At 71.7% G+C, this 22,767-nt stretch carries 21 protein-coding genes and 1 pseudogene; 7 read left to right on the top strand and 15 right to left on the bottom strand.

The features are described 5' to 3' along the window. Positions 1 to 2: 2 nt before the first annotated feature. The 6 genes from ABZS58_RS43640 to ABZS58_RS43615 all read left to right on the top strand — a co-directional run bounded on the left by ABZS58_RS43640 (position 3) and on the right by ABZS58_RS43615 (position 5,181). Positions 3 to 263 (top strand): hypothetical protein, encoded by a 261-nt coding sequence (locus ABZS58_RS43640; RefSeq protein WP_354789960.1) that lies wholly within the window; start codon positions 3 to 5, stop codon positions 261 to 263. Beyond that, positions 260 to 763 carry a hypothetical protein gene (locus ABZS58_RS43635; RefSeq protein ID WP_354789959.1) on the top strand — a complete coding sequence of 168 codons (504 nt, stop codon included), beginning with the start codon at positions 260 to 262 and terminating at the stop codon, positions 761 to 763. The genes ABZS58_RS43640 and ABZS58_RS43635 overlap by 4 nt, the downstream gene beginning before the upstream one ends. Further along, positions 760 to 2,532 carry a V-type ATP synthase subunit A gene (locus tag ABZS58_RS43630; RefSeq protein ID WP_354789957.1) on the top strand — a complete coding sequence of 591 codons (1,773 nt, stop codon included), beginning with the start codon at positions 760 to 762 and terminating at the stop codon, positions 2,530 to 2,532. The genes ABZS58_RS43635 and ABZS58_RS43630 overlap by 4 nt, the downstream gene beginning before the upstream one ends. Then, complete coding sequence (locus ABZS58_RS43625; protein ID WP_354789979.1) at positions 2,532 to 3,908, top strand: V-type ATP synthase subunit B; 1,377 nt, start codon at positions 2,532 to 2,534, stop codon at positions 3,906 to 3,908. The genes ABZS58_RS43630 and ABZS58_RS43625 overlap by 1 nt, the downstream gene beginning before the upstream one ends. 5 nt (positions 3,909 to 3,913) lie before the next feature. Next, positions 3,914 to 4,516, top strand: coding sequence for a V-type ATP synthase subunit D (locus ABZS58_RS43620; RefSeq protein ID WP_354789955.1), 603 nt, complete (start codon positions 3,914 to 3,916; stop codon positions 4,514 to 4,516). 131 nt (positions 4,517 to 4,647) lie between these two features. Beyond that, positions 4,648 to 5,181: a cyclic nucleotide-binding domain-containing protein gene (locus ABZS58_RS43615; RefSeq protein WP_354789953.1), complete on the top strand. Its 534-nt coding sequence runs from the start codon at positions 4,648 to 4,650 to the stop codon at positions 5,179 to 5,181. Between the two features lie 119 nt (positions 5,182 to 5,300). Here ABZS58_RS43615 and ABZS58_RS43610 read toward each other — a convergent pair whose 3' ends face one another. From ABZS58_RS43610 to ABZS58_RS43600, 3 genes are read right to left on the bottom strand one after another with little or no spacing between them, the layout of a single operon-like run. Next, positions 5,301 to 5,558, bottom strand: coding sequence for an acyl carrier protein (locus ABZS58_RS43610; protein WP_354789951.1), 258 nt, complete (start codon positions 5,556 to 5,558; stop codon positions 5,301 to 5,303). Then, entirely contained in the window at positions 5,555 to 5,953 is a 399-nt protein-coding gene (locus ABZS58_RS43605; protein ID WP_354789949.1) for a 2-oxo acid dehydrogenase subunit E2, read from the bottom strand. Before ABZS58_RS43605 ends, ABZS58_RS43610 begins: the two co-directional genes overlap by 4 nt. Then, positions 5,875 to 7,062, bottom strand: a complete 1,188-nt coding sequence (locus tag ABZS58_RS43600; protein WP_354789948.1) for an AMP-binding protein — start codon at positions 7,060 to 7,062, stop codon at positions 5,875 to 5,877. The genes ABZS58_RS43605 and ABZS58_RS43600 overlap by 79 nt, the downstream gene beginning before the upstream one ends. Before the next feature lie 357 nt (positions 7,063 to 7,419). Between ABZS58_RS43600 and ABZS58_RS43595 the strand changes: the two genes are divergently transcribed. Then, positions 7,420 to 8,961, top strand: a complete 1,542-nt coding sequence (locus ABZS58_RS43595) for an AAA family ATPase (protein WP_354789947.1) — start codon at positions 7,420 to 7,422, stop codon at positions 8,959 to 8,961. A gap of 500 nt (positions 8,962 to 9,461) precedes the next feature. Here the strand turns inward: ABZS58_RS43595 and ABZS58_RS43590 are convergent. The 12 genes and pseudogenes from ABZS58_RS43590 to ABZS58_RS43535 all read right to left on the bottom strand — a co-directional run. Continuing rightward, positions 9,462 to 9,866: pseudogene (locus ABZS58_RS43590) on the bottom strand (CoA-binding protein); the annotation flags it as partial. A 52-nt stretch (positions 9,867 to 9,918) separates the two neighbouring features. Next, the gene (locus ABZS58_RS43585) at positions 9,919 to 10,452 is read right to left on the bottom strand and encodes a hydrogenase maturation protease (protein WP_354789945.1); all 534 of its coding nucleotides are present in this window, start codon (positions 10,450 to 10,452) and stop codon (positions 9,919 to 9,921) included. Beyond that, positions 10,449 to 11,750, bottom strand: coding sequence for a Ni/Fe hydrogenase subunit alpha (locus tag ABZS58_RS43580; protein ID WP_354789944.1), 1,302 nt, complete (start codon positions 11,748 to 11,750; stop codon positions 10,449 to 10,451). The genes ABZS58_RS43585 and ABZS58_RS43580 overlap by 4 nt, the downstream gene beginning before the upstream one ends. Continuing rightward, on the bottom strand, positions 11,747 to 12,547 hold the full coding sequence (locus ABZS58_RS43575) for an oxidoreductase (protein WP_354789942.1): 801 nt from the start codon (positions 12,545 to 12,547) through the stop codon (positions 11,747 to 11,749). The genes ABZS58_RS43580 and ABZS58_RS43575 overlap by 4 nt, the downstream gene beginning before the upstream one ends. Continuing rightward, on the bottom strand, positions 12,547 to 13,362 hold the full coding sequence (locus ABZS58_RS43570) for an FAD/NAD(P)-binding protein (RefSeq protein WP_354789941.1): 816 nt from the start codon (positions 13,360 to 13,362) through the stop codon (positions 12,547 to 12,549). Before ABZS58_RS43570 ends, ABZS58_RS43575 begins: the two co-directional genes overlap by 1 nt. After that, positions 13,359 to 13,820, bottom strand: a complete 462-nt coding sequence (locus tag ABZS58_RS43565; RefSeq protein WP_354789940.1) for a cyclic nucleotide-binding domain-containing protein — start codon at positions 13,818 to 13,820, stop codon at positions 13,359 to 13,361. Before ABZS58_RS43565 ends, ABZS58_RS43570 begins: the two co-directional genes overlap by 4 nt. Continuing rightward, complete coding sequence (locus ABZS58_RS43560; RefSeq protein ID WP_354789939.1) at positions 13,817 to 14,974, bottom strand: 4Fe-4S dicluster domain-containing protein; 1,158 nt, start codon at positions 14,972 to 14,974, stop codon at positions 13,817 to 13,819. The genes ABZS58_RS43565 and ABZS58_RS43560 overlap by 4 nt, the downstream gene beginning before the upstream one ends. 116 nt (positions 14,975 to 15,090) lie before the next feature. Further along, positions 15,091 to 16,152, bottom strand: coding sequence for a hydrogenase expression/formation protein HypE (gene hypE, locus ABZS58_RS43555; protein WP_354789938.1), 1,062 nt, complete (start codon positions 16,150 to 16,152; stop codon positions 15,091 to 15,093). Further along, positions 16,149 to 17,264 carry a hydrogenase formation protein HypD gene (gene hypD, locus ABZS58_RS43550; protein WP_354789936.1) on the bottom strand — a complete coding sequence of 372 codons (1,116 nt, stop codon included), beginning with the start codon at positions 17,262 to 17,264 and terminating at the stop codon, positions 16,149 to 16,151. Before hypD ends, hypE begins: the two co-directional genes overlap by 4 nt. Further along, complete coding sequence (locus ABZS58_RS43545; RefSeq protein WP_354789935.1) at positions 17,261 to 17,560, bottom strand: HypC/HybG/HupF family hydrogenase formation chaperone; 300 nt, start codon at positions 17,558 to 17,560, stop codon at positions 17,261 to 17,263. The genes hypD and ABZS58_RS43545 overlap by 4 nt, the downstream gene beginning before the upstream one ends. Next, on the bottom strand, positions 17,557 to 19,917 hold the full coding sequence (hypF, locus tag ABZS58_RS43540) for a carbamoyltransferase HypF (protein ID WP_354789933.1): 2,361 nt from the start codon (positions 19,915 to 19,917) through the stop codon (positions 17,557 to 17,559). The genes ABZS58_RS43545 and hypF overlap by 4 nt, the downstream gene beginning before the upstream one ends. A gap of 243 nt (positions 19,918 to 20,160) precedes the next feature. Then, a complete protein-coding gene (locus ABZS58_RS43535) occupies positions 20,161 to 22,506 on the bottom strand; it encodes a heavy metal translocating P-type ATPase (protein WP_354789931.1) in 2,346 nt (781 codons plus the stop codon). Positions 22,507 to 22,767: the final 261 nt, after the last annotated feature.

Here is a 22,767-nt window from a genome sequence, read left to right as displayed (position 1 = left end):
CGATGGGCGCCGTACCGACCACGGAGCCGGGCCGTATGGCGGCGATCGGCGAAGCCGCCCTCGTGCGCGGATACGGCCTCGCGGGCGTCGTGGTGACGACGACCACCGGCAGCGACGACGTGCGGCGTGCCTGGGACGCGCTCGGCCCGCAGGTCACGGTCGTCGTGCTGACGCCGTCGGCCGCTGCGGCCCTGCGCGACGCGGTGTACCCCGCCGGGCGGATGGTGGCAGTCCTTGCGGCCGACGGCGAGGTGGCGTCGTGAACCGCGCCGGACCGGCCGAGGCGCTGGAGCCGGTGCGGGAGGCGATCCTGCGGCGGGCGCGCGCCGAAGCCGACGCGGTCCGTCGCGACGCCGACCGGGCGGCGGTGGCGCTGCTCGGCGACGCCCGGGCCGAAGCGGAACGGGTTCTACTGGAGGCCAGGACCAACGGGACCGCGGACGCCGACATCCTGACCGCGGTCGAGCGGACGCGCACCCGCCGCACGGCCAGAGCCGTCCTGTTGCGGGCCCAGCGTGAGATCTACGACGAGCTCCGCGGCCGGGTCGTCGCGGCGTTGTGCACGGCACTGGAAGGTCCCCGCGGCCGGGCGGCGCTCCGCGCCACGATCACCCGGACGCTCGGCCCGCAGGCCACGATCACCCCGGCGCCAGGCGGCGGCCTCACCGGTACCCGCGGCAACCTGGAGATCGACTGCTCGATCCAGCGGCTCGCCGAACATGCTCTCGCCACGACCAAGGAACTCGGACGGGTGTGGACGTGACGACTCCACCGCCCGCACCGCAGACCGCCCGGATCGCCCGGGTGACCGGTTCGCTGGTCGAGCTCGACGGGGTCGCCGGGACCGCCATGCACGACCTCGTGGCGCTCGGTCCGCTGTCGCTGCCCGCCGAGGTCGTCGGCATCCGCGGCGGCAGCGTCACGTTGCAGGCGTACGAATACACCGGCGGGCTACGCCCGGGCGACACCGCCACGGCGACGGGACACCCGCTGGTCGCCCGGCTCGGGCCCTGGCTGCTCGGCGGGGTGTTCGACGGTCTGCTCCGCCCACTGCGCGACGCGCCGGCCTGGTTGCTGACCGGGTCGACCTGGGCAGACGGGGGCAACGACGCCGCGCCGCCCGCGTCGTGGTTGTTCGAACCGGCGATCGGACCAGGCACCACGCTCGACGGGGGCGCGGTGCTCGGCACCGTCGCCACCGCCGGCCGGGTGGCATTCCGGGTGCTGGTGCCACCGGATCATGGTGGCCGGGTCGAACACGTCGCCGCCGCAGGCCGGTACCCCGCCGAAGCCGTCATCGCCACCGTCGGCGGGACACCCCTGAGCATGAGCACGCGCTGGCCGATCCGCACACCCCGGCCTTACCGCGACCGGCTGGACACCACCGAGCCGCTGCACACCGGTCAACGCGCGGTGGACGCACTGTTCCCGATCGCGAAGGGCAGCACGTCCGCGGTCCCCGGCGGTTTCGGCACCGGCAAGACCATGCTGTTGCAGCAGATCGCGAAGTGGTGTGACGCGGATGTCATCGTGTACATCGGCTGTGGTGAACGCGGCAACGAGATGGCCGACGTCGTCAGCGAACTGTCCGAACTGGACGACCCGCGCACCGGCGGACGGCTGGTCGACCGGACCGTCGTGATCGCCAACACCTCCAACATGCCGATGATGGCCCGGGAGGCGAGCGTCTACACCGGCGTCACGGTCGCCGAATACTTCCGCGACATGGGTCACGACGTCGTGGTCATCGCGGACTCGACGTCCCGCTGGGCGGAGGCGCTGCGCGAGTTCGCCTCGCGGACCGGCGCACCGCCCGCTGAGGAGGGCTACCCGGCGAACCTCGCCTCCGCACTGGCGGCCTTCTACGAGCGGGCCGGTGCGGTCGTCACCCTGGCCGGCGCACGCGGCTCCGTCACCGTCATCGGCGCGGTCTCCCCGCCCGGCGGCGACCTGACAGAGCCGGTGACGGCCAACACCGAACGCTTCGTGCGGTGCCGGTGGACGCTCGACCGGGACCTGGCCTACGCCCGGCACTACCCGGCGGTCTCCTGGGCCGAGTCGTTCTCCCGGGACGTCGACCTGATCGGCTCGTACCATGCCCAGCATGGCGATCCGGCCTGGATCCGCCGGCGAACCCGCGCGCTCACGGCACTGATCGAGGCCGATCGGATCGGGGCGCTGGCCGAACTGGTCGGCCTGGCCGGCCTGCCGAGCCACGAGCGGATCACGATGCTGGCCGGGCGGCTGCTACGGGAGGCGACGCTGCAGCAGAACGCCCTGGTCAGCAACGACGCGTTCTGCACGGCGGCGAAGTCCGCGGCGTTGTTCGACGCGGTCCTCGCCGTCGCCGAGCGCTGCCACACGCTCGTGGACGCCGGCGCGGACCCCGCCGGTGTCGAGGAGCTCGACTTCGGCCCGCTGGTGCGTGCCAGGGAGGAGACGGCGCCGGACGCGGTCGACGGGGTCGCGCAGCGGCTGGACGTCGTGCTTGCCCGGCTCGGCGGCGTGGACGGCGGAGGGAGGCGGTCGTGATGGCCTGGCCTGTGGTGCAGTACACGTCGGTCCGCGAGGTGCACGGGCCGCTGCTCGTCGTCGACGGCGTGACGGGTGTCGGCTTCGACGAGGTCGCCGAGGTCCGCCTGCCCGGCGGCGAACAGCGGCACGGCATGGTGCTGGAGGTCGACCACGAAGTCGCCGTCGTGCAGGTGCTGGAGGGCACCGCGGGCATCGGCAAGGACGGGAGCAGGGTCGCCTTTGCCGGGGCACCAATGCGGATCCCGGTCGGCGACGCGTGGCTCGGCAGGACCTGCAACGGGCGGGGCGAACCGATCGACGGCGGGCCGCCGATCGACGGTGGCCGCACCGCCGCGGTCGCGGGCGCCCCGATGAACCCGCTGTTCCGCCGGCCACCGGCGGAGCCGGTCATCACCGGGGTGTCGGCCGTCGATGCGCTGACGACGTTGGTGCGCGGCCAGAAGCTGCCGGTCTTCGCTCAGGCCGGGCTGCCGTATCTGGAGCTCGCGACACAGATCGCGGCGCAGGCACACGTCAACGGCGCACCGTTCTGCGTGGTGTTCGCGGGCATGGGCCTCACCCACGCGGACGCGTCGTCCGTCCGCGACGCCCTGGACGAGCGTGCCCGAGCCGGCGAGCTGGTGCTGCTGCTCAACACCGCCGCCGATCCGGTGATCGAACGCATCCTGACACCGCGGCTGGCGCTGACCGTCGCGGAGGACCTGGCCTTCACCGGTGGCCGCGACGTGCTCGTCGTCATGACCGACATGACCAGCTACGCGGAGGCGCTGCGTGAGGTGTCCTCGGCGCGGGGCGAGACCCCCGCACGCCGGGCCTACCCCGGCTACCTCTACAGCGATCTGGCCTCGCTGTACGAGCGCTGCGGCCGGGTCGACGGGCAGCCTGGTTCGGTGACGATCATGCCGGTGCTGACGATGCCGGCCGGTGACATCACCCACCCCGTGCCCGACCTGACCGGCTACATCACCGAGGGTCAGATCGTGCTGTCCACCGAGGTCCACGGCCGCGGCGTGTACCCGCCGGTCGAGCCGCTGTCGTCGCTGTCGCGGCTGATGCGCCACGGTGCCGGCGAAGGCCGCACCCGCGCCGACCACCTACCCGTCGCGGCGCAACTGCTCGCCGCGCTGGCCCGGGCCAGGCAGGTGCGTGAGCTGGCCGACCTGGTCGGAACGGACGCGTTGAACGATGTCGACCAGCGCTACCTGGGCTTCGCCGATGCAGTCGAACGTGACCTGCTCGACCAGCGCACCGACGAGGCCCGTGCGCTCGATGACACCCTCGACCGGGCGTGGCGGGTGCTTCGCACCCTGCCGACGCGCGAGTTGAGCATGTTGCCGGAGGCGCTGCTCGCCGCGCACCCGCCGGCCGGGTGAGCACCATGGCAGGACTGCGACACGTCCCCGCCGGCCGCTCCGGTGTGCTGTGGCTGCGCCACCGGCTGAACGTGGCCCGGCGGGGCGGCACCGTGCTGCGGCAGAAGCTCACCATGCTGGCCGGCGAGCAGGAACGGCTCCGGCATGCGCACGCCGCGAGCGCTGGCGCCCTGCGAGCGGCGGACCTGGCGGCGCGGACCTGGCTGGCCAGGGCCGTCCTGCTCAACGGTGCGGACGCACTCGACGCGGCCTGCGACGTCCCGCCCGTCTCAGTCACCGCACGGTGGAGCATGGTGATGGGCGTGCGCTATGCCGAGGCGCCATCCGTCGACCTGCCGCCGCCACAGCCGCAACGGGCACCTGCCGGTGGCGCGGCCATCATCGAGGCCGCCGCGGCCTACCGCGAGGCGGCGCTTGCGGCGGCGCGGCATGCGGCGGCCGGAGCAGCCCTGCGGACGGTCGAGGCCGAGCTGGCCACCACCAGGCGGCGGGTCCGGGCAATCGAACGGCACTGGGTCCCGCGCCTCGAGTCGGCGCTCGCCACGGTGTCGCTGCAACTGGCCGAACTCGAGGCCGGCGACGCCGCCGGCAGACGGGCGGCCCGGTAACGCCCCTGGCGGACCGGCATGCTGCAGGGCCGCAGGTCCCGGCCCGGCAGGGCGGGAGACTCTACCGGTGGCCAGACCAGGCCGGGTTGGCTGGAGACGGACGCCACCACATGCCGGCAGGGGTGAGAACAATGATCACCGCACACGATCTACTCGTCACGCATCCGTTCATGGCGGGGGTACCGGACCGGTTCCTGGATCGCATGGCGCACTACTCGCACCGTGTCACGGTCCGCGCCGGCGCCCGCATCTTCAGCGAAGGCGGCCGCGCCGACCGGTTCTGGCTCATCCGTGAAGGCCTGGTAAGCCTCGATACGCATCTGCCGGGCCGCGGCAACGTGGTCGTGGAGACGATCGGCCCCGGGCAGGTGCTCGGCTGGTCGTGGCTGTTCCCGCCGTACCGCTGGCACTTCGGTGCCACGGCAGAGAGCCCCGTGCTCGCGATCAGCTTCGACGGTGCGGGCATCCGGGCGCTCTGCACGGCGGAACCGGAGCTCGGCTACGAGTTGACCAGACGGCTCATCGAGGTGGTCGTCGAACGCATGCAGGCGACCCGGATGCGGATGCTCGACCTGTACGGCGGGGCTTCCGACCACCCCGGCGACGGCCGTGACCGTGTCACACGCGAAAGCCTCGGCAAGGAGTCCATGCCGTTGGCCGAATGACGTCCGGTGCCGGCCCGCTTGGCCTCACTCCCCGCCGGTGATCGAGATCAGGTCCGCGTGCGCCCGCAACAGCCTCGCTACCGCCTCGTTCGGCCGGACCGTCTCACCGGTCACGGCCGCTACCCGGCCGACGGGTGGCCTGCGGACAGGAACCGCACGGCCTCGGCCAGCGTGGCGAGCCGAGGATAGTCTTCCTCATCGATACGCTGACCGGATCGTTCGCTGAGCAGTTCGACCAGCCGTAAGAAGTCAATGGAGTCGAGGCCGAGGCTGTCGCGCATGTCGGCGTCGCCTGCGAGGTCGTCGACGTCGGCATCAGGGGCCACCTCGTGCAGGGCACGGCGGACGAGTGCTTCCGCTTCGGCAGTGGTGTTCATAGCTCCTCCGGTTGCTGCAGCAGTTGGGTGACGGCTTGCAGATACCGGGCCCCGGTCGCTCCGTCGGTGGCGCGATGATCGGCGGCGAGGCTCACGGTCACCGTCGGCCGTACGCCGATGAGTCCGCCCACGACCCAGGGCCGGTCGACGATCCTGCCGAAGCCAACCAGAGCAACCTGCGGCGGGTAGACGACCCCGAGGATCGACTCGACTCCCTGGTCGCCGAGGTTGGACACGGTGATGGTCGATTCTGCCAGCTCGGCGCGGCGCAGCCTGCCGGCCCGGGTCCGGGTGACGAGATCCTTGAGCCGCGCCATCAGCTCGTCGAGGTCGATGTCGGCTGCGTCGTGGATGGCCGGCGCGACGAGCCCTCCGCCGCGCAGCGCGACGGCCACGCCGAGGTGGACATGATCGGCGCCGGCAGGTCGCCTTCCGGCAGACCGAGTTCACGTGTTTTGAGAAGCCGACGCATCACCTTGCCGCTGCGGGTGTGCGGCAGATCCTGATCGAAGGCGATCTCCTTCGGCGCCATTCCGCCGAGCCGGCGCCGGGCGAACGCCAGCAGGTCCAGCCGCAGATCGTCGCCGGCTGCGTAGCCCTCCCGGAGCGTCACGAACGCCTTGACCACCTCGCCGGCCACCGGATCCGGTTTGCCGATCACCGCGGCCTCGGCGACAGCGGGGTGTTCCATCAGGAGACTCTCGACCTCGAAGGGTCCGATCAGATGCCCAGCGGACTTGATCACGTCGTCCGCACGCCCGACGAACCAGTAGTACCCGTCTGCGTCCCTGCGGGCCAGATCGCCGCTCAGGTACCAGCCGCCAGCGAAGCATCGCCCGGTCGTCCCGCTCGTGAAGTGCAGCAACGCCATCTGCTGAGGATTGGTCGGCGGGATCTCGAACCGGTCGCCGGCCGCGGCCAGCGCCGCCGCCAGGCTCACGGTCCCTTCCGGGGGCAGCCCGCCACCGGTGACGAGGACATGCCGCAGGCTCGGCACGGCGTCACGGATCGGCCTGATCTTGCGCTCGTAGAGCTCCGGGGTGGTCACCACCAGCACGGCGTCACCGCGGCACAGCCGCTCGCGGATCGGTTCGGGTCCGAACGCGGAGAACAGTGACGACAGGACATTCGTGTGCTTGAGCGCGCCCAGGACCGTGACGTACAGCTCAGGGCCACGGTTCAGCAGTGAGAACACCCGCTCACCGGGGCGTACACCGAGGGCGTCGAGCACGTTGGCGAACCGGCTGGTCTGCCGGCGCAGTTCGTCGTAGGACAGGTCGATCGCCGGGCCATTCCGGACGAGGCACCGCAACGCCACCTTGTCCCGCAACGGGCCTTCGGCGTGCCGGTCGACCGCCTCGTAGGCGATGTTGAGCCCGCGCCCATCGGGCAGGCCGGAAAGCCACGAACGGGCCGTGCGCCAGGTGAAGTCGTGACGGACCCAGCAGTAGTTGCTCAGGTTCGCCGACTGCTGCTCCGCCGACGTCCTGCGGATCGTCTCCATCGCGCACCGCCCATCACCGAACCTGCGGCAGCTGCGGCCTGCCGCGGGCGGACCTGTGCCCTGTCCCCCACGCTTCGCCCAAAGCAACGGATCCGGTAGGGACCAACGTCACCCGACCCGGAGGCGGGCCGCTGCGTTGTGCTCGCCGAAGACAGCACCACACACCTGCCCCCCGACGACGGCCGTAATCCCGTCGCCGGCCAGACCTTGCCCACGCCTGGTCTGCCGAGGTCGTCACTGCCCCGGCGACGAACAGGCCAGTGGTCCCGCCCGGCATGGGTCCATCGGCCCTGCGACCGGCCGGTGCATGGGGCACGGTGGAGTTGACGCCATCGCTCGTGTTTGGAGGCCGTTGCCATGCCAGCCGAAACCGATGTCGGGTCGTTCCGTCCCGCCGAGACATTCGCCGAGGTCCAGCAGACGCATGCCGCCGTGGTGTTCATGGTCGGCAGTCGCGCCTACAAGTTGAAGAAGCCGGTGGATCTGGGCTTTCTCGACTTCAGCACCCGGGCGAAGCGGCAGGCCGTCTGCCAGCGGGAAGTCGAACTCAACCGGCGGCTCGCGCCCGATGTGTACCTCGGCGTCGCCGACGTGTCCGGCCCGGACGGCGCTGTGTGCGACCACCTGGTGGTGATGCGGCGGATGCCGGTCTCGCGGCGGCTGTCCACGCTGGTCCGCGACGGCGCCCCGATCGACGACGATCTGCGCAGGCTCGCTCGGCTGCTGGCCGCCTTCCACGCCAACGCCCGGCGGGGCCCGGAGATCTCCGCGGAGGGCAGCCGCGACGCGATCCGGCGCCGCTGGACCGACAGCTTCCGGCTGGTCGCCACCTTCCGCGGCAGGGTGCTCCACGACCGGCTCGTCGAGGAGATCACAACCCTCACCCTGGACTTCCTCGCCGGTCGCGACGCGCTGTTCGCCGACCGGATCGCCTCGGGCCGGGTCGTCGACGGACACGCCGACCTGCTCGCCAACGACATCTTCTGCCTCGACGACGGCCCACGGGTGCTGGACTGCATCGAGTTCGACGACAAGCTGCGGTGGATCGACGGCCTCGACGACGCGGCGTTCCTCGCAATGGACCTGGAACACCTCGGACGACCAGAGCTCGCGACACAGTTCCTCGACTGGTACGCGGAGTTCGCCGGTGATCCCGCGCCGAGCTCGCTGCGCCATCATTACCTGGCCTACCGCGCGTTCGTCCGCGCCAAGGTCGCCTGCCTGCGCCACGCGCAGGGCGATCCACACGCCGCTGCCGACGCCGTCCAGCACGCCCAGCTCACCGTCACCCATCTGCGGGCCGGGGCGCCACGGCTCATCCTCGTCGGCGGGTTGCCCGGCACCGGCAAGACCACGCTCGCCGGTCGCCTCGCGGACCGGCTCGGTGGTGTCGTACTGTCCTCCGACCGGCTCCGCAAGGAACTGGCCGGCGTCGCGCCCGCCACCTCCGCGAAGGCGGACTTCGAGCAGGGCATCTACACGCCGGCGTGGACCGGACGGACCTATACGGCGCTGCTGCAGCGAGCCGATGCGCTCCTGGCCCGGGGTGAGACCGTGCTGCTGGACGCGTCGTGGTCCGACGCCGAGTGCCGGGCCGCAGCCCGTGCCCAGGCGGCGCGCACCCACAGCGCCCTCATAGAGCTGCGGTGCGCGGCGCCCGACGAGGTGGTCACCGACCGGCTGCGCCGGCGCACGCTGTCCACGTCGGATGCGGACGCGGCCATCGCCACCGCGATGGCCGCCCGGGCCGATCCATGGCCCGAAGCGTCCACGATCCGCACCGACATGCCCCTGACACCGACGCTGGACGAGCTGGCGGGCATGATGTCGCGCGAGTCGGCTCGCTCCGCCATGACGGGGGCGGGCACCGGCAGGGACAACATCGCATCGTCCGGGTAACGCGTCATCCGGGTAAACGGAACCATCGTCTCGAACTCACCTGCGGAGCGGACCCGGCTTCGATCGTCGCGTGCGGCAGCCCAGCGCAGGCGGCCAGGCAGGCCGCTCGACCCTGTTCGCACGGCCTGTCCGGTGGAACGTTGCAGGGAGAACCGCGTCGCCGTGCACCGATGCGCCACACTGGGACGGGCGATCACCGAGCGGATCGCTGCCGCAACCACCGTCGTGGGAGCGGTCCGCCGTTCTCAAACGGGAACCGAGGAGCCGTAGCGGGCGCGGATGCGGCAGATCCGGGTCCGGGCACGACCTTCGGTCCAGATCCTCGGCGCCGACCGGCAGACGGCCCGGCGCTTCGGCGCGAACCACGGCGCTGCGGCCGACAGCATCACTGGGCGCTGCGCCGTGCCCGCCGCGCCGATGCGATGGTGCCGGATCAGCGGCCGGAGCTCCGGCTCCGCCTGCGGGCGGAGGCCGCGGTACACCACGGGACGCGGTGTGGTGCCACCGACGACCATCTGCGCCAGTGCCCGCTCCATACCCATGCACGTGTTCTCGACGTACTCCAAGCCGGCGTCGTACGCGGTCCGCCGCGCCTGTGGGCTGGTGATGCCCAGCTGCAGCCACAGTGCGCCGGCGCCGATCGCCGCCGCCTCACGCGCCAGTTCCGGCGCCTCCCGTGCGGGCCGGAAGACATCTACCACGTCGACATGCACCGGGATGTCCGCGAGCCGGACATACGCGTGCTCGCCGAACAGCCGGTCCACGTGCGGGTTGACCGGGATGAGGCGCCAGCCCTGCTCCTGCAGCATCTTCGGCACCCAGTGCGCCGGCTTCTGCGGATCACGGGACGCACCCACAACCGCGATCGTGTGCGCCCCGGCAAGGATCTCTCTCGCGGTGCGCATCGGACTCATCTCCCAAGGTCTCGAATCGTCATCGCTGACATCTCTACCGGCTCTACCGTCGCTCGATGCCGCATTGACGCGTAGTGCTAAAAGTCCCGGATGTCCGGGTCGAACGGACCGCTGCGGCAACTGCCTCGACCACTTGCTCGACCACTTGCTCGACCACCTGGTCGACGGCCGTCGCCACGGCCGGTGTCAGGCCGGGCCCGTAGCCGATGTCTGCCACCTCGACGCCGAGCATGACCATCCGGTCGGGAAGCCGGTCGAGCTCACGGGCCAGGGCGACGGCGTCGCCCATGTCCATGGTGTGGGAGCTGGCACTGCGCGCCGATGTGCCGGGTCGGCACGCCATGACGTGCCGGTGAATCCGGCCGGGATGCGCATGATGCGTGTGCACCGCGTCGACGACGATGGCGAGACGTCGTCGTTCCCACAGCTCGATGAGCGTGCCGGCATCACCGTCGCTCTCGGCCAGGGTGGTCCCGGGAAGGTCGGCACGCCTGAGCCGTTCGATGACCGCCGGACCGACGCCGTCGTCGCGCCGGTAGGGGTTGCCGACGCCGATCACCACCACCGGCGGGTTCATGTGCGCTCCACGGTGAGGTCGAGGAAGTGGGTGGCGCAGGAGATGCAGGGGTCGTAGTTGCGGATCGCCTGCTCACACTGGGCGGTGAGCTGTTCGTCGTCGAGGTCCAGCCGGTCCTGGACGAAGCGGCGCAGGTCGTCTTCGATGCTCGGCTGGTTCTGCGCGGTGGGCGGCACGATCCGGGCGCTGCGGATGGTTCCGGTGTCGTCCAGCCGGTAGCGGTGGAACAGCACACCGCGCGGCGCCTCGGTGGCGCCGTATCCGGCACCGGCTCGCGCTGGAACCTCCATGTGGCAGGGTGCCGGCGGTTCGTACGCCTCGACGAGGCGCAACGCCTCGTCGAGGGCGTAGACGAGTTCGACCGCTCGCACGACGATGCTGCGGAACGGGTTGTCGCAGCGTTGCCCGAGACCTGCCGCGGCAGCGGCCTGACGGGCGAGCGGTGACAGCGCGGCGTGGTTGAGCGCGTACCGGGCGAGCGGGCCGGTGAGGTAGGTCCCGGCGTCGGCCAACTCGGCGTGCAGGGCGGTCGAATGCGGTACCTGTGTCTCGACGACGTGTCGTTCGAAGTCGTGCACCGGGAACGACCGGCCGGACGAGGTCCGCGGTTCGCCGCGGTCGATGGGGTACCGATGCGGGTCGACCAGGGCGAGCAGTTCGTGGTCGGTGGTGAAGTCGGGGAACGGAAAGCCGGCGACCCACTCGACCGTGGCCAGCGCATGCTCGAGGGCGGGTCGCAGCGTGCCGCGTGCGAGCGCCTGCAACGCTGCGGGCGACGGGGCGTCGTAGAAGCCGCCGACGCGGACGTTGATCGGGTGGATCGCCCGCCCGCCGACCAGCTCGAGAATGGCGTTGCCGGCCTTCTTGAGGGCCAGTCCGCGTTCGACGGCATCCCTGTGGTCCCGGGCCATCTCCACGACGCCGGGGTAGCCGAGGAAGTCGGGTGCGTGCAGGAGATAGACGTGCAGCGCGTGGCTTGCCACCCATTCGCCGCAGTAGAGCAGCCGGCGCAGTTCGGCGATCGGCTCGCTGACCTGGACGCCGCACGCGTCCTCGACGGCCAGGCACGCACTCATCTGGTACGCCACCGGGCAGATGCCGCAGATGCGGGCGGTGATGTCGGGTGGTTCGACGTGGCCGCGGCCGCGCAGGAACGCCTCGAAGAACCGCGGCGGCTCGTAGATCTGCAGCCGCACGTCGGTCACCGTCGACCCGTCGACCCGTACGTGCATCGCGCCCTCGCCCTCGACCCGCGCGAGGGCGCCGACGCGCAGCGACCTGTCGTTGCGGTGGCTCATCCGTGCTCCCCCTGCTCCCCCTGCTCCCCCTGCTCGGCGGCCGCCCGGAACTCCGGCTTGGCGGCGTGGAAGGTCCGGAACACGCGTGCCACGTCGGCCGGGGACATGCCAAGGCTGCGCAATGAGGCAACCATGGCAGCGGTGTTCGGCTGCGCCATCGGGCCGAAGCAGCCGTAGCAGCCGCGGCCGTAGGCGGGGCAGAGCGCGCCGCAGCCGGCGCGGGTGACCGGACCCAGACACGGGATTCCCTGTGCCACGGTCACACAGGCCGTCCCGCGCAGCTTGCACTCCTGGCAGACGCTGTGCACGGGCAGGCCGGGACGGCGCCCGGCGAGCACGGCGGTCAGCACCCCGATGAGCTGGCGCCGGTCGATCGGGCACCCCGGCAGCTCCAGGTCCACTTGTACGTGTGCCGAGATCGGTGTCGACTCCGCCAGGGTCGCCACGTACTCCGGTCTGGCGTAGACGACCGAGCGGAACTCCTGGACGTCGGCGAAGTTCCGCAACGCCTGGACACCGCCGGCGTTGGCGCACGCGCCGATGGTCACCAGCATCCCGGACTGCTCCCGGATGCGGTGGATCCGCTCGACGTCGGTCTGGGTCGTGACGGAACCCTCGACGAGGGAGACGTCGTACGGGCCTTCCACGACGGCGCTGGATGCCTCCAGGAAGTGCGCGATCTCGACGTGCTCGCCGAGCGGTAGCAGTTCGTCCTCGCAGTCCAGCAGGGTGAGCTGGCAGCCGTCGCAGGACGCGAACTTCCACACCGCGAGCTTCGGCCGTGCCGTCTCAGCCATCACAGCTCCTTCACCGACAGCAGCGGGCCGGCCTCGTCGTAGCCGACCACCGGGCCGTCCCGGCAGAGCAGCAGCGGACCGAGCTGACAATGACCGCAGTGGCCCAGGCCGCAATGCATGTTGCGCTCCAGGGACAGCCGCACGCAGCCGGCCGGCACACCCCGGCCGGCAAGGCCCCGCGCGGCGAACCGCATCATGATCTCGGGCCCGCACACGTAGGCGGCCGTGTCGGCCGGCCGGTGGTCCAGCCGGTCAAACAGCGCGGTCACCACGCCGACGTGGCCGGACCAGCCGGTGGCGGCGCGGTCCACGGTGGCGAGGACGTCGAGTCCGGCGGCTCGCCAGGCGTCGTACTCGTCGGGGTACAGCAGGTCGTCGGGAGTCCGGGCACCGATCAGCACCGCCACGTGGCGGTAGCGGGCCCGGTTGGTGACGGCGTGGCGCACCACCGGCCGTAGGGGGGCCAGGCCGAGCCCACCGGCGACGATGACCAGGTCGGCGCCGGCGGCTGCCGGCAGGTCCCAGGCGCGGCCGAACGGTCCACGGACCCCGAGCATGCATCCGGGCTCCGCCCGGCACAATGCGCCGCTCGTGGCGCCGACCGCCCGCACCGTGTGCAACAGACCGGCGACGCCGTACCGGCCGGAGACGGAGATCGGTACCTCCCCCACCCCGAAGGCGTAGAGCATCGCGAACTGGCCGGGCCGGAACACCGGCAGCGGCTCGTCGACCGGCTCGAGCGCGAGGGTGACCGTGTCACCGGTCTCCGGCGTGCGCTCGACCACCCGGTAGCGGCTCGGGGTCATGGTTGTCATGCCGGCGCCTTGTACAGGTCGAGCAGGCGGATTCTGGTGGCCTGCATCCGGTCCACGACAACCGCCATGAACCGCCTGGTCAGCTCATAGCCGAAGTCGGGGTGGGCTTCGCACAGCGCTCGGGTGCCCGCACCGTCGATGGCGATGCTGAGGACCGGGTCGATGGCGACTGCGCCGAAGTGCCATCGGTACGGCGGGAACATCCAGGACCAGCCGAGCACCGTGCCAGGACCGATCGTCTCGACGATGACGTCGCCACGGCCGGGCACCCGGATGTCGAGGTTGACGTAGCCGTCCCGGATGAGCCAGAACCGGTCGGCCTGACCGTTCTCCTCGAAGATCCGCATACCCGCGCGGAACGGTGCGCGGCATGCCCAGCGTGAGAGGCGCTCAAGGTGGCCCAGCGGCAGCCCGGCAAGGAACGGATGCGCGACAAGAAGGTCGTACGTGGTCGTCATGGCGAGTCCTCGGCGGTTGTCGGCGGGTGCGCGTTGAGGGCGTGCAGTTCGGCTGTGACGTCGATGCCGACCGGGCACCAGGCGATGCAGCGGCCACAGCCCACACACCCGGACTCGCCGAACTGGTCGTGCCAGGTGCCGAACTTGTGCGTGAGCCAGTGCCGGTAGCGGCCGGCGCGGGAGTCACGCACCGGTCCGCCGTGCAGATAGCTGAAGTCCAGGTCGAAGCACGACTCCCAGGACTCCCAGCGCTCGGCGTGGTCACCGGTCAGGTCCGTGGTGTCCGTGACCGAGGTGCAGAAGCAGGTCGGGCAGACCATCGTGCAGTTGCCGCAGGTCAGGCAGCGCTCGGCCACGTCGTCCCACTGCGGGTCCGCACGGTGACCGGCCAGCAACGTGCGCAGGTCGACCTCGGGAAGGGTCCGGCCCATCCGCGTCGCCGCGGACTCCACCGCCTGCGTGGCGGACGCGATGTCGGCGGCGGACGCCGGCGTGGTGGGGATGCGCGCGAGCACCGCCTCACCTTCGGCCGTCCCGCTGCTTGCCAGGTACGTCCCGTCGGGGCGTTCGGTCAGCACGATGTCGTAGCCGGTGTCGGCGCCGGGGCCGCCGCCGGCCGACACGCAGAAGCAGGCGCCGCCCGGCTCGGTGCAGTTGACCGCAACGATCAGGATCTCGGCGCGGCGTGCGGCGTACCGTTCACCGTCGCCCAGGACGTGGTCGAGGACGCCGATCGCGCGCAGGTCGCACGGGCGGACGCCGAACAGCGCCAGTCGGCGCGGCGGCGCAGGTTCGTCGGTCACCGCGAAACCGTCCTCGGACCTGTCCGCAGACCACAGTCTCTGGCTGGGCGGATGCAGCACCTGTTTCCATGACTGCGGTCCGGAGGTGTGGCTGAACGCGAGCCGCTCGTCGCCGGGCCGGAGCCGGTAGGTGCCGGCCTCGACCTCGGTCCGCCGGCCGTACGGCAGTTCGGCGGCACCGCCGATCTCGGTGAGCACGATCGCGTGTCCCCGCACCGCCGGACCGACGACCGTACGACCGTCCGCCTGCAAGGCGGTGAAGAGATCGTCGAGTCTGGACAGCAGGACCTGATTGTCGGCCGGTCCGTCGCGGCCGGAGTTCGGCATCGGCGACGGATGTTCCGGGGCCATCGTGTGCCTCCTAGTACAGGTCTCTGTTCCATCACAATGCGGCGCCACTACCCCGCGTAGTGCCGTTCGACCTTTCCGGGTCGCCAAAGGTCCTGTCGAAGACAGAAGCTGGTACGTCAGCAGATGCGGGGCAACTGCTCGCCGACGAGCATGTCGACGACGCGACGGCCGCCCATGAGCGTGTTCATGACCACCCGGCCGGGGTGCTCCTCCACCACTGACCCAAGTCGGACCGCACACCGTCCCTCGGGTGTCGACCGGATCATGGCCAGTAGCGCCTCGGCGATCTCAGGTGCCACCACCGCCACCAGGCAGCCTTCGTTGGCCACGTGCAACGGATCCAGGCCGAGCAGCTCGCACGCGGCCGCGACGGGTGCCGGTACGGTGACTGCGGCTTCGTCGATCTCGACGCCGACCCGGGCAGCCGCGGCGATCTCGTTCAGCGTCGACGCCACGCCGCCCCGGGTGGGGTCGCGCATGACGTGGATCGCCCGCCCCGCACTGGCCACCATCGCCGCGACGAGCCGGTGCAGCGGGCGGGTGTCGGAGGCGATCTCGGCCTCGAACCCGAGCGCTTCCCGGGTGCTCAGGATGGTCGTGCCGTGCGCACCGATCGGACCGGACAGCAGCACGACGTCCCCGGGACGGGCGAATGCGGCCGACACCCGGGCTCCGGGCAACCGACGCCCGAATCCGGTCGTGGTCACGAACAGGCCATCGGCCGCACCGCGCCCGACCACTTTCGTGTCGCCGGTGACGACCTGCACCCCGGCAGCCGCCGCGGCAGCGCCGACCGAGGCGGTGACCCGCCGCAGCTCCGCGACCGGGAATCCCTCCTCGATGACGTACGCCACCGCGAGCGCCAGTGGTACCGCGCCCATCATCGCCACGTCGTTGACGGTGCCGTGCACCGCCAGCATGCCGATGTCGCCACCCGGGAAGAACAGCGGACTGACCACGAACGCGTCCGTACTGATCACGAGATCGAGGCCGTCGACGGCCACCACGGCGGCGTCCTCCGGCACGGTCTCGGCGGCCGCGGGCCCGAGGGCCGGCACTACGACGTCGCGCAGCAGCTCCGCGGACAGCTGACCGCCGCTGCCGTGCCCGAGCAGCACCTTCTCGGCCTCGGCCAACGGGACCGGGCACGCGCCACGGGTCGGGTCGGCGGTGGTCATCGCAGCTCCGCGGTTGTTGCCGACGGCACGCGCCGTCCCGCGTTGTAGAAGGCGGCGCAGGTGCCTTCGGTGGACACCATGGGCGCGCCGAGCGGGGTGCGTGGGGTGCACAGCGTGCCGTATGCGGAGCAGTCGGTCGGCACGCGTGTCCCTCTGAGGATGTCACCGGCGATACAGGCCGGGTGTTCCCGCGCGGTCAGGCCGGCCACGGCGAAGCGCGGCTCGGCGTCGTATCCGGCGAACTCCTCGGTGAGCATCAGGCCGCTGCCGGGAATGGTGCCGATGCCGCGCCAGGCACGGTCGCCGATGCGGAACACGCGTCGGATCGCGTCCTGCGCCTCGCTGTTGCCGGAGCGCCGCACCGCGCGGGCGTACTGGTTCTCCACCGCCGCACGACCGTCCTCGAGCTGCCGGACGGCCATCAGGATGCCCTCGAGCAGGTCGAGCGGCTCGAACCCGGTCACCACGATCGGCACGTGGTAGCGGTCCGCGATCGGCTCGTACTGCGTCCATCCCATGACCGCGCAGACGTGCCCGGCGGCCAGGAACGCCTGCACCTCGCAGTCCGGCGCGTCGAGGATCGCCGTCATCGCCGGCGGCACCAGCACATGGCTGACCAGCATGCTGAAGTTGGGCAGCCCGAGCTGATGGGCCCGAAGGACCGCCATGGCATTGGCCGGCGCGGTGGTCTCGAAACCGACGGCGAAGAACACCACCTCGCGGTCGGGACGGTCGGCGGCGATCCGGACCGCGTCGAGCGGTGAATAGACCACGCGGACGTCGGCGCCGCGGGCGCGCAGTGCCAGGAGATCCGTGTCGCTGCCCGGCACGCGGAGCATGTCCCCGTAGGAGGCGAAGACGACCTCGTCGCGCCGGGCGATCGCGAGCGCCTTGTCGATGAGCTCGAGCGGCGTCACGCAGACCGGGCAGCCCGGTCCGTGGATCATCCGCACCCCGTTCGGCAGGAGTTCGTCGATGCCCTGCCGCACGATGGTGTGTGTCTGGCCGCCGCACACCTCCATCAGCGTCCACGGTTGTGTGACCGCCGCCTTGATCTCGGCGAACAGATGCCGCGCGAGCGCCGGATCACGGTATTCGTCGACATACTTCACGACGTTGTCCTCTCGGCGGGCGCCGAGCCGAGCGCACGCTCGGGAGCGAGCTCCTGCTCCAGCGCGTCGCCCATCGCCCGCAGAATCTCCAGGGTTCGCTGGGCCTCGGCCTCGTCCACGAGGCTGATGGCGAACCCGACGTGCACGATCACGTAGTCGCCCACCCGCGCCTCCGGGACATAGGCGAGGCAGACCTCACGTTCCACCCCGCTGAAGTCGACCGTGCCCATGGGCAGGCCGCCCGAGTCGTCGGCGGCCACGATCCGGCCGGGTACACCGAGACACATCCGGATCATCCCCTCGCATCCATCCGGATCCGGGCGGCGGCGACCGCCGCCTGGCCGTAGCTGATACCGCCGTCGTTGCCGGGTACCCGCTCGTTGACCAGCGGCTCCAGCCCGGCGCCGGACAACCCGTCGACGACGGCTTCCACGAGCAGGTGGTTCTGCATCACCCCACCCGACAGGCAGATGGTGCGCAGCCTGTACCGCGCGGCGACCTCGGCACAGACGGCCACCGTCACAGCGGTGACCGTGGCGTGGAAACCGGCGGCGAGGAACCCGCGGTCGGCACCGTCGTGTAACGCCTCGAGCAGGGCCAGCAGGGTGGTCGTGGGGTCGTACACGATCAGGTCGTCCCGCGTCACGAGACGCCACGGCAGCTCGGGCGCGGCCGGGCAGCCGGCCGCGAGCGCCTCCAGCGCGACCGCCGCCTCACCCTCGTACGTCGCATCGTCGCGGAGGTCGAGCAGCGCGGCGACAGCGTCGAAGAGCCGGCCGGCGCTCGACGCGACCGGGCAGTTGACGCCCTGCGCGACCATCCGCCGCACGATCGCCACCTCACGTTCCGGCAACCGCCTCAGGAACGGCCCGGCGGCGCGGAGAACCGCCCCGCTTGAACGCTCGTCCAGCAGCTCACCGCCGAACAGGTAACCCAACGCCATACGGGCCGGTCGCCGCACCGCGGCGGCGCCGCCGGGCAGCGGCGCACAGCCGAACCGTGCAACCCGCCGGTACGAGATGAGGTCGGCGACGAGCACCTCACCGCCCCACAGGGTGCCGTCGTCGCCGAGACCCAGCCCGTCGTACGCGACGCCGATGTACCGGCCGGTGATGCCGTGCTCCGCGGCGCACGACGCGACATGCGCGTGATGGTGCTGCACACCGATCCGGCCCTGTACCGGCAGTGCTTTGGCGTACTGCGTCGACAGGTACCCCGGGTGCAGATCGTGCGCGACGACGCGGGGCGTGACACCCACGACGCGGGACAGCTGCGCGAGGTTCATTTCGAACGCCTGCATCGTGGCCTGTTGTTCCAGGTCGCCGGTGTGCGGACCGACGATCGCGGTGCCGCCACGGGCCAACGTGAACGTGTGCTTGAGCTGGCCGCCGACGGCGAGCAGTGGCTCCGGCGCGGCCACCGGAAGGTCGATGGGCTCCGGCGAGTAGCCGCGGGCCCGGCGCACGACCGATGGCCGCCCGGCGACGACGCGGGTGACCGAGTCGTCGTACCGGGACCGGATCGCCCTGTCGTGGCCGAGGAATCCGTCGGCCAGCCCGGCCAGCCGCTGCCGGGCGTCGGCGTCGTCGATCGCGATCGGTTCGTCCGACACGTTGCCGCTGGTGACCACCAGCGGGCGAGCCAGATCGGCGAGCAACAGGTGATGCAGCGGCGTGTTGGGCAGGAACAGCCCGATCCGGGGCACGCTCGGCGCGACGAAGCCGGACATCGGATGATCCGGTCGCCGGGCGAGCAGGACAACCGGACGCGCGACCGAGGTCAGCAGCGCTGCCTCGGCCTCGCTGACGTGGGCCAGCCGTCGCGCCGCGGCCAGGCCGTCCACCATGACGGCGAACGGCTTCGCCGGTCGGTGCTTGCGGATGCGCAGGCGGGCTACGGCCGCCTGGTCGGTGGCATCGCACACGAGTTGGTAGCCGCCCAGCCCTTTGAGTGCGACGACACCGCCACGATGGATGAGCGTCTCCGCCGCAGCGAGCGCGTCCTCGCCGCTGGCGCCGTCCGCCCCACGGTCGTGGTCCGTGGTGTGCCACACCAGCCGCGGGCCGCACGCCGGGCAGGCGATCGGCTCGGCATGGAACCGACGGTCGGTCGGGTCGGCGTACTCAGCCGCGCAGGCGGCGCACATGTCGAAGCGCCGCATCGTTGTGCGCATCCGGTCATACGGCAGAGCGTCGATGACCGTCGCCCGTGGGCCGCAGTCAGTGCAGTTGAGGAAGGCGTAGCGGTACCGGCGATCGCCCGGATCGAACAGTTCCGCCAGGCACCGGTCACACGTGCCGAGATCCGGGGGAATCCGGCTGACCTCCGCCCCGGTGCCCACCGGGCGCCGCCAGGTCGACCGAACGACCCGGAAGCCGGTGCCCGGCGCCGGCGCGGATCCGTTCAGGTCGCTCACCCGCACGCCGGACACCCGGGCCTGGGCCGGGGCGTCGGTACGCAGCCGTGCGGCGAGCGCTTGCATCGCCTCGAAGGAGCCGGCCGCCTCAACTACCACGACGCCACCGTCGTTGCGGACGCATCCGTCGAGCCCCAGCCCGCTACCGAGACGACAAACGAACGGCCGGAAGCCCACGCCCTGCACCGTCCCACGGACCTCGATACGGTGCGCCACCCGCGCTCCGAACGTCTGCATACTCCGAACACCTGCCACCTCGGCCGACCCAGTAGCGGATCGTGGTTCAAGTCTCGTCCGAATACACGCCAGAACGAAGGCCGATTCGGGCCACTCATCCTGTTCCTCGGCACCTCGCCGCGTCAGGGTGATACGGGCGTTGGTGGCCTGGAGCGCGCATCAGCGCGGAAAGTGGGGCCGGTGCCGGTCCGTCGCGGACGGGCTGCCGCCGCCGGCGCTCATCACCGCGACGGCCGCCGTAGGTCAGGTCCCGACGGTCGCCGGGGGCATGAGGCTGAACGCGTTCTCCTCTTCCTGGGCGTTGTGCAGGCGCATGATGGCGTACAGGCCGTAAAGACCGGCACGCAGGTCGGTGGCCTCCTCAGGCTCCGGCCGGTCGCCGACATCCTGCGCCGCGCGGCGCAGCCGGCGGACCTGGTGCTCGATCTCGGCGTGGGTGCGGCTGAGCGCCCCGGTCGGGTCGGGACCGCCCAGGGCGCGGGCGATGATCGGCAGCAGTTGGGCCTCCTCGGCGCGCTCGTGCGGGAGCAGGTCGGCTTCAAGACGTTCCAGCAGCTCGCGCAGGGGCCTGAGGTCGGGTTCGGTGATCGAGAGGTCGTCGGCGACGGCGCGGATCTGTTCGACGAGCGGCCGGATGGCGGTATGCTGCTCGTACAGTCGCTGGGCTGCGGCGAGGTCGGCGGCCGGCAGGGTGACGGTGTGGGTACGCCCCGGCAGCAGGACGGTCAACGCAAGGCCGATGGCGGCGACGTCGATCACCTCCTGCAGGATCGCCCCTGCCACCGGCGTCAGCAGCCCGGCCGCGGCCGGGACCATCGCCGCCAGCGACAAGCCCATGCCGAGCACTGCTGCGCGGCGGGCGATGCCGTGGCTGCGCCGGGCGATGAGGATCGCGTCGGCGAGGCCGTCGACGCGATCGGCGGTGAGCACGACATCGGCGGCCTCGGCCGAGGCGGTGACGCCACGCGCCGCCAGGGCCACGCCCACACCTGCGGCGGCCAGCGCTGGGGCGTCATTGACCCCGTCACCGACCATGATCGTCGGTGCCTTGTCCTGCTCGGTGCGGACAATGGCGAGCTTGTCGGCTGGATCACGGTCGGCGTACACGGCGTCGACCCCGACGATGCGCCCCACGGTCTCGGCGATGTCGGCCCGGTCACCGGTGACCAGCACCGTACGGTCGATGCCGGCATCGCGCAGGGTCCGCATCATCCGCGGTGCGTCGGGCCGGAGCGGATCAGCGAGCAACAGCACACCGGCGGGCCGGCCGTCGACCGCCGCAAACACGGTCAGCGAGCCGTCCAGCGCGGCGCGACGCCGCGCCCGGCGCACCCAGTCCGGGGCCGGGCCGTCGACGATCCAGGCGGCTTTGCCGAGGCGTACCGGGTGACCGTCCACCGTGCCTTCGATGCCGAAGCCGTGCCGTTCGTGGACACCGGACGCCGGTGAGAGCGCCAACCGGCGGTCACGGGCGGCGGTGACGATGGTGGCTGCCAGCACGTGCGCCGACGCCTGGTCGAGCGAGGCGGACAGCCGCAGCACTTCGTCAGCGGGCACGTCGCCGGCGGTGACCACGTCGGTCAGCACGGGTCGTCCGCGGGTCAGGGTGCCGGTCTTGTCGAACAGCAGGACCCGCCCGGCGGCCAGCCGTTCGAGGGCGGCGCCGCCTTTGAGGATCACGCCGTGCCGGGCCGCCCGGGACAGCCCCGACATGATCGCGATCGGGGCGGCCAGCAGCAGCGGGCACGGGGTCGCCACGACGAGCACGGCCACCGCGCGTATGGCCTGACCTGAGATCGCCCAGGCCAGTCCGGCTGCCAGCAGGGTGAGCGGGACGAAGGCGAGGGCGAACCGGTCGGCGATGCGGACGAACGGCGCGCTGCTCGCCTGGGCCTGCTCGACGAGGCGCACCACGCCGGCGTAGGTGGATTCGGCGGCGGTCTCGGTGGCCAGCATCCGCGTCACCGAACCGGCGTTGACGACACCGCTGCGGATGGCGTCGCCCGCGCGACGATCGACCGGCACCGACTCACCCGACAGCGCCGACTCGTCGAACACACCGCCGTCGAGCAGTCTTCCGTCGACCGGCACGAGCTCACCGGCACCGACCAGCAGCCGGTCACCGACCGCGACTCGATCCACGTGGATCTCGTCCACGCCGTCCGGCCCTTCGCGGCGCGCGGTGCGCGGTGCGCCGGCGGCCAAGCGGCTGAGCTCCCGACGGGCCCGAGCCGACGCGCGCACCTCCAGGACGCTGCCCGTGAACAGCATCACCGCGATCACCGCTCCCGCGAGCGGCTCACCGACCAGCAGCGCACCGGCCAGCGCCAGCCACGCGATGACGTCCACCGACGGCTGGTGGCGGCGCAGTGCCACCGCGATGGTGATCGTCGAGTAGGCCAGCCCGAGCAGCGTCGCCCCGGCCCACACCGCCGAAGCCCACTCCCCCGCGCCCGCGACAGCGGCCGCTGTCCCGGCGAGGAGCAGCAGGGTCACCGCGGCGAACAGGATGACCTCCCGGGCGGCCCACAGCCGCGCAAGGCGCGACTCGGGCCCACCGTGCGGGTCGGCCGTGATGCGGTCCGGCATGGATCCCACCTCCCTCCAGTCCACGATCTCCATTCCGCGTCACAGCGCCCAGTGCCGAAAGTCCTTGCCCCGTCACCCCACCCGGGCGGTCCAACCCTCATCGCGGCTCGAGCTTCCGGCCCGTGACGGCCCGACCTCCGGGTAGAGTCGCGGTGTGGGCCGACGCCACGCCGAACCCGGGCGTCAGGGACCCGTTCAGCAACGGCACTGCCCGGCGGTGGTGCGCCCTGCGCCGGTGCCGGCACGCAGCGCAGGTGACGG

This window comes from Dactylosporangium sp. NPDC005555, assembly GCF_040605635.1.
Lineage (GTDB): Bacteria > Actinomycetota > Actinomycetes > Mycobacteriales > Micromonosporaceae > Dactylosporangium.
This window is presented reverse-complemented; position numbering and strand designations above follow the sequence as displayed.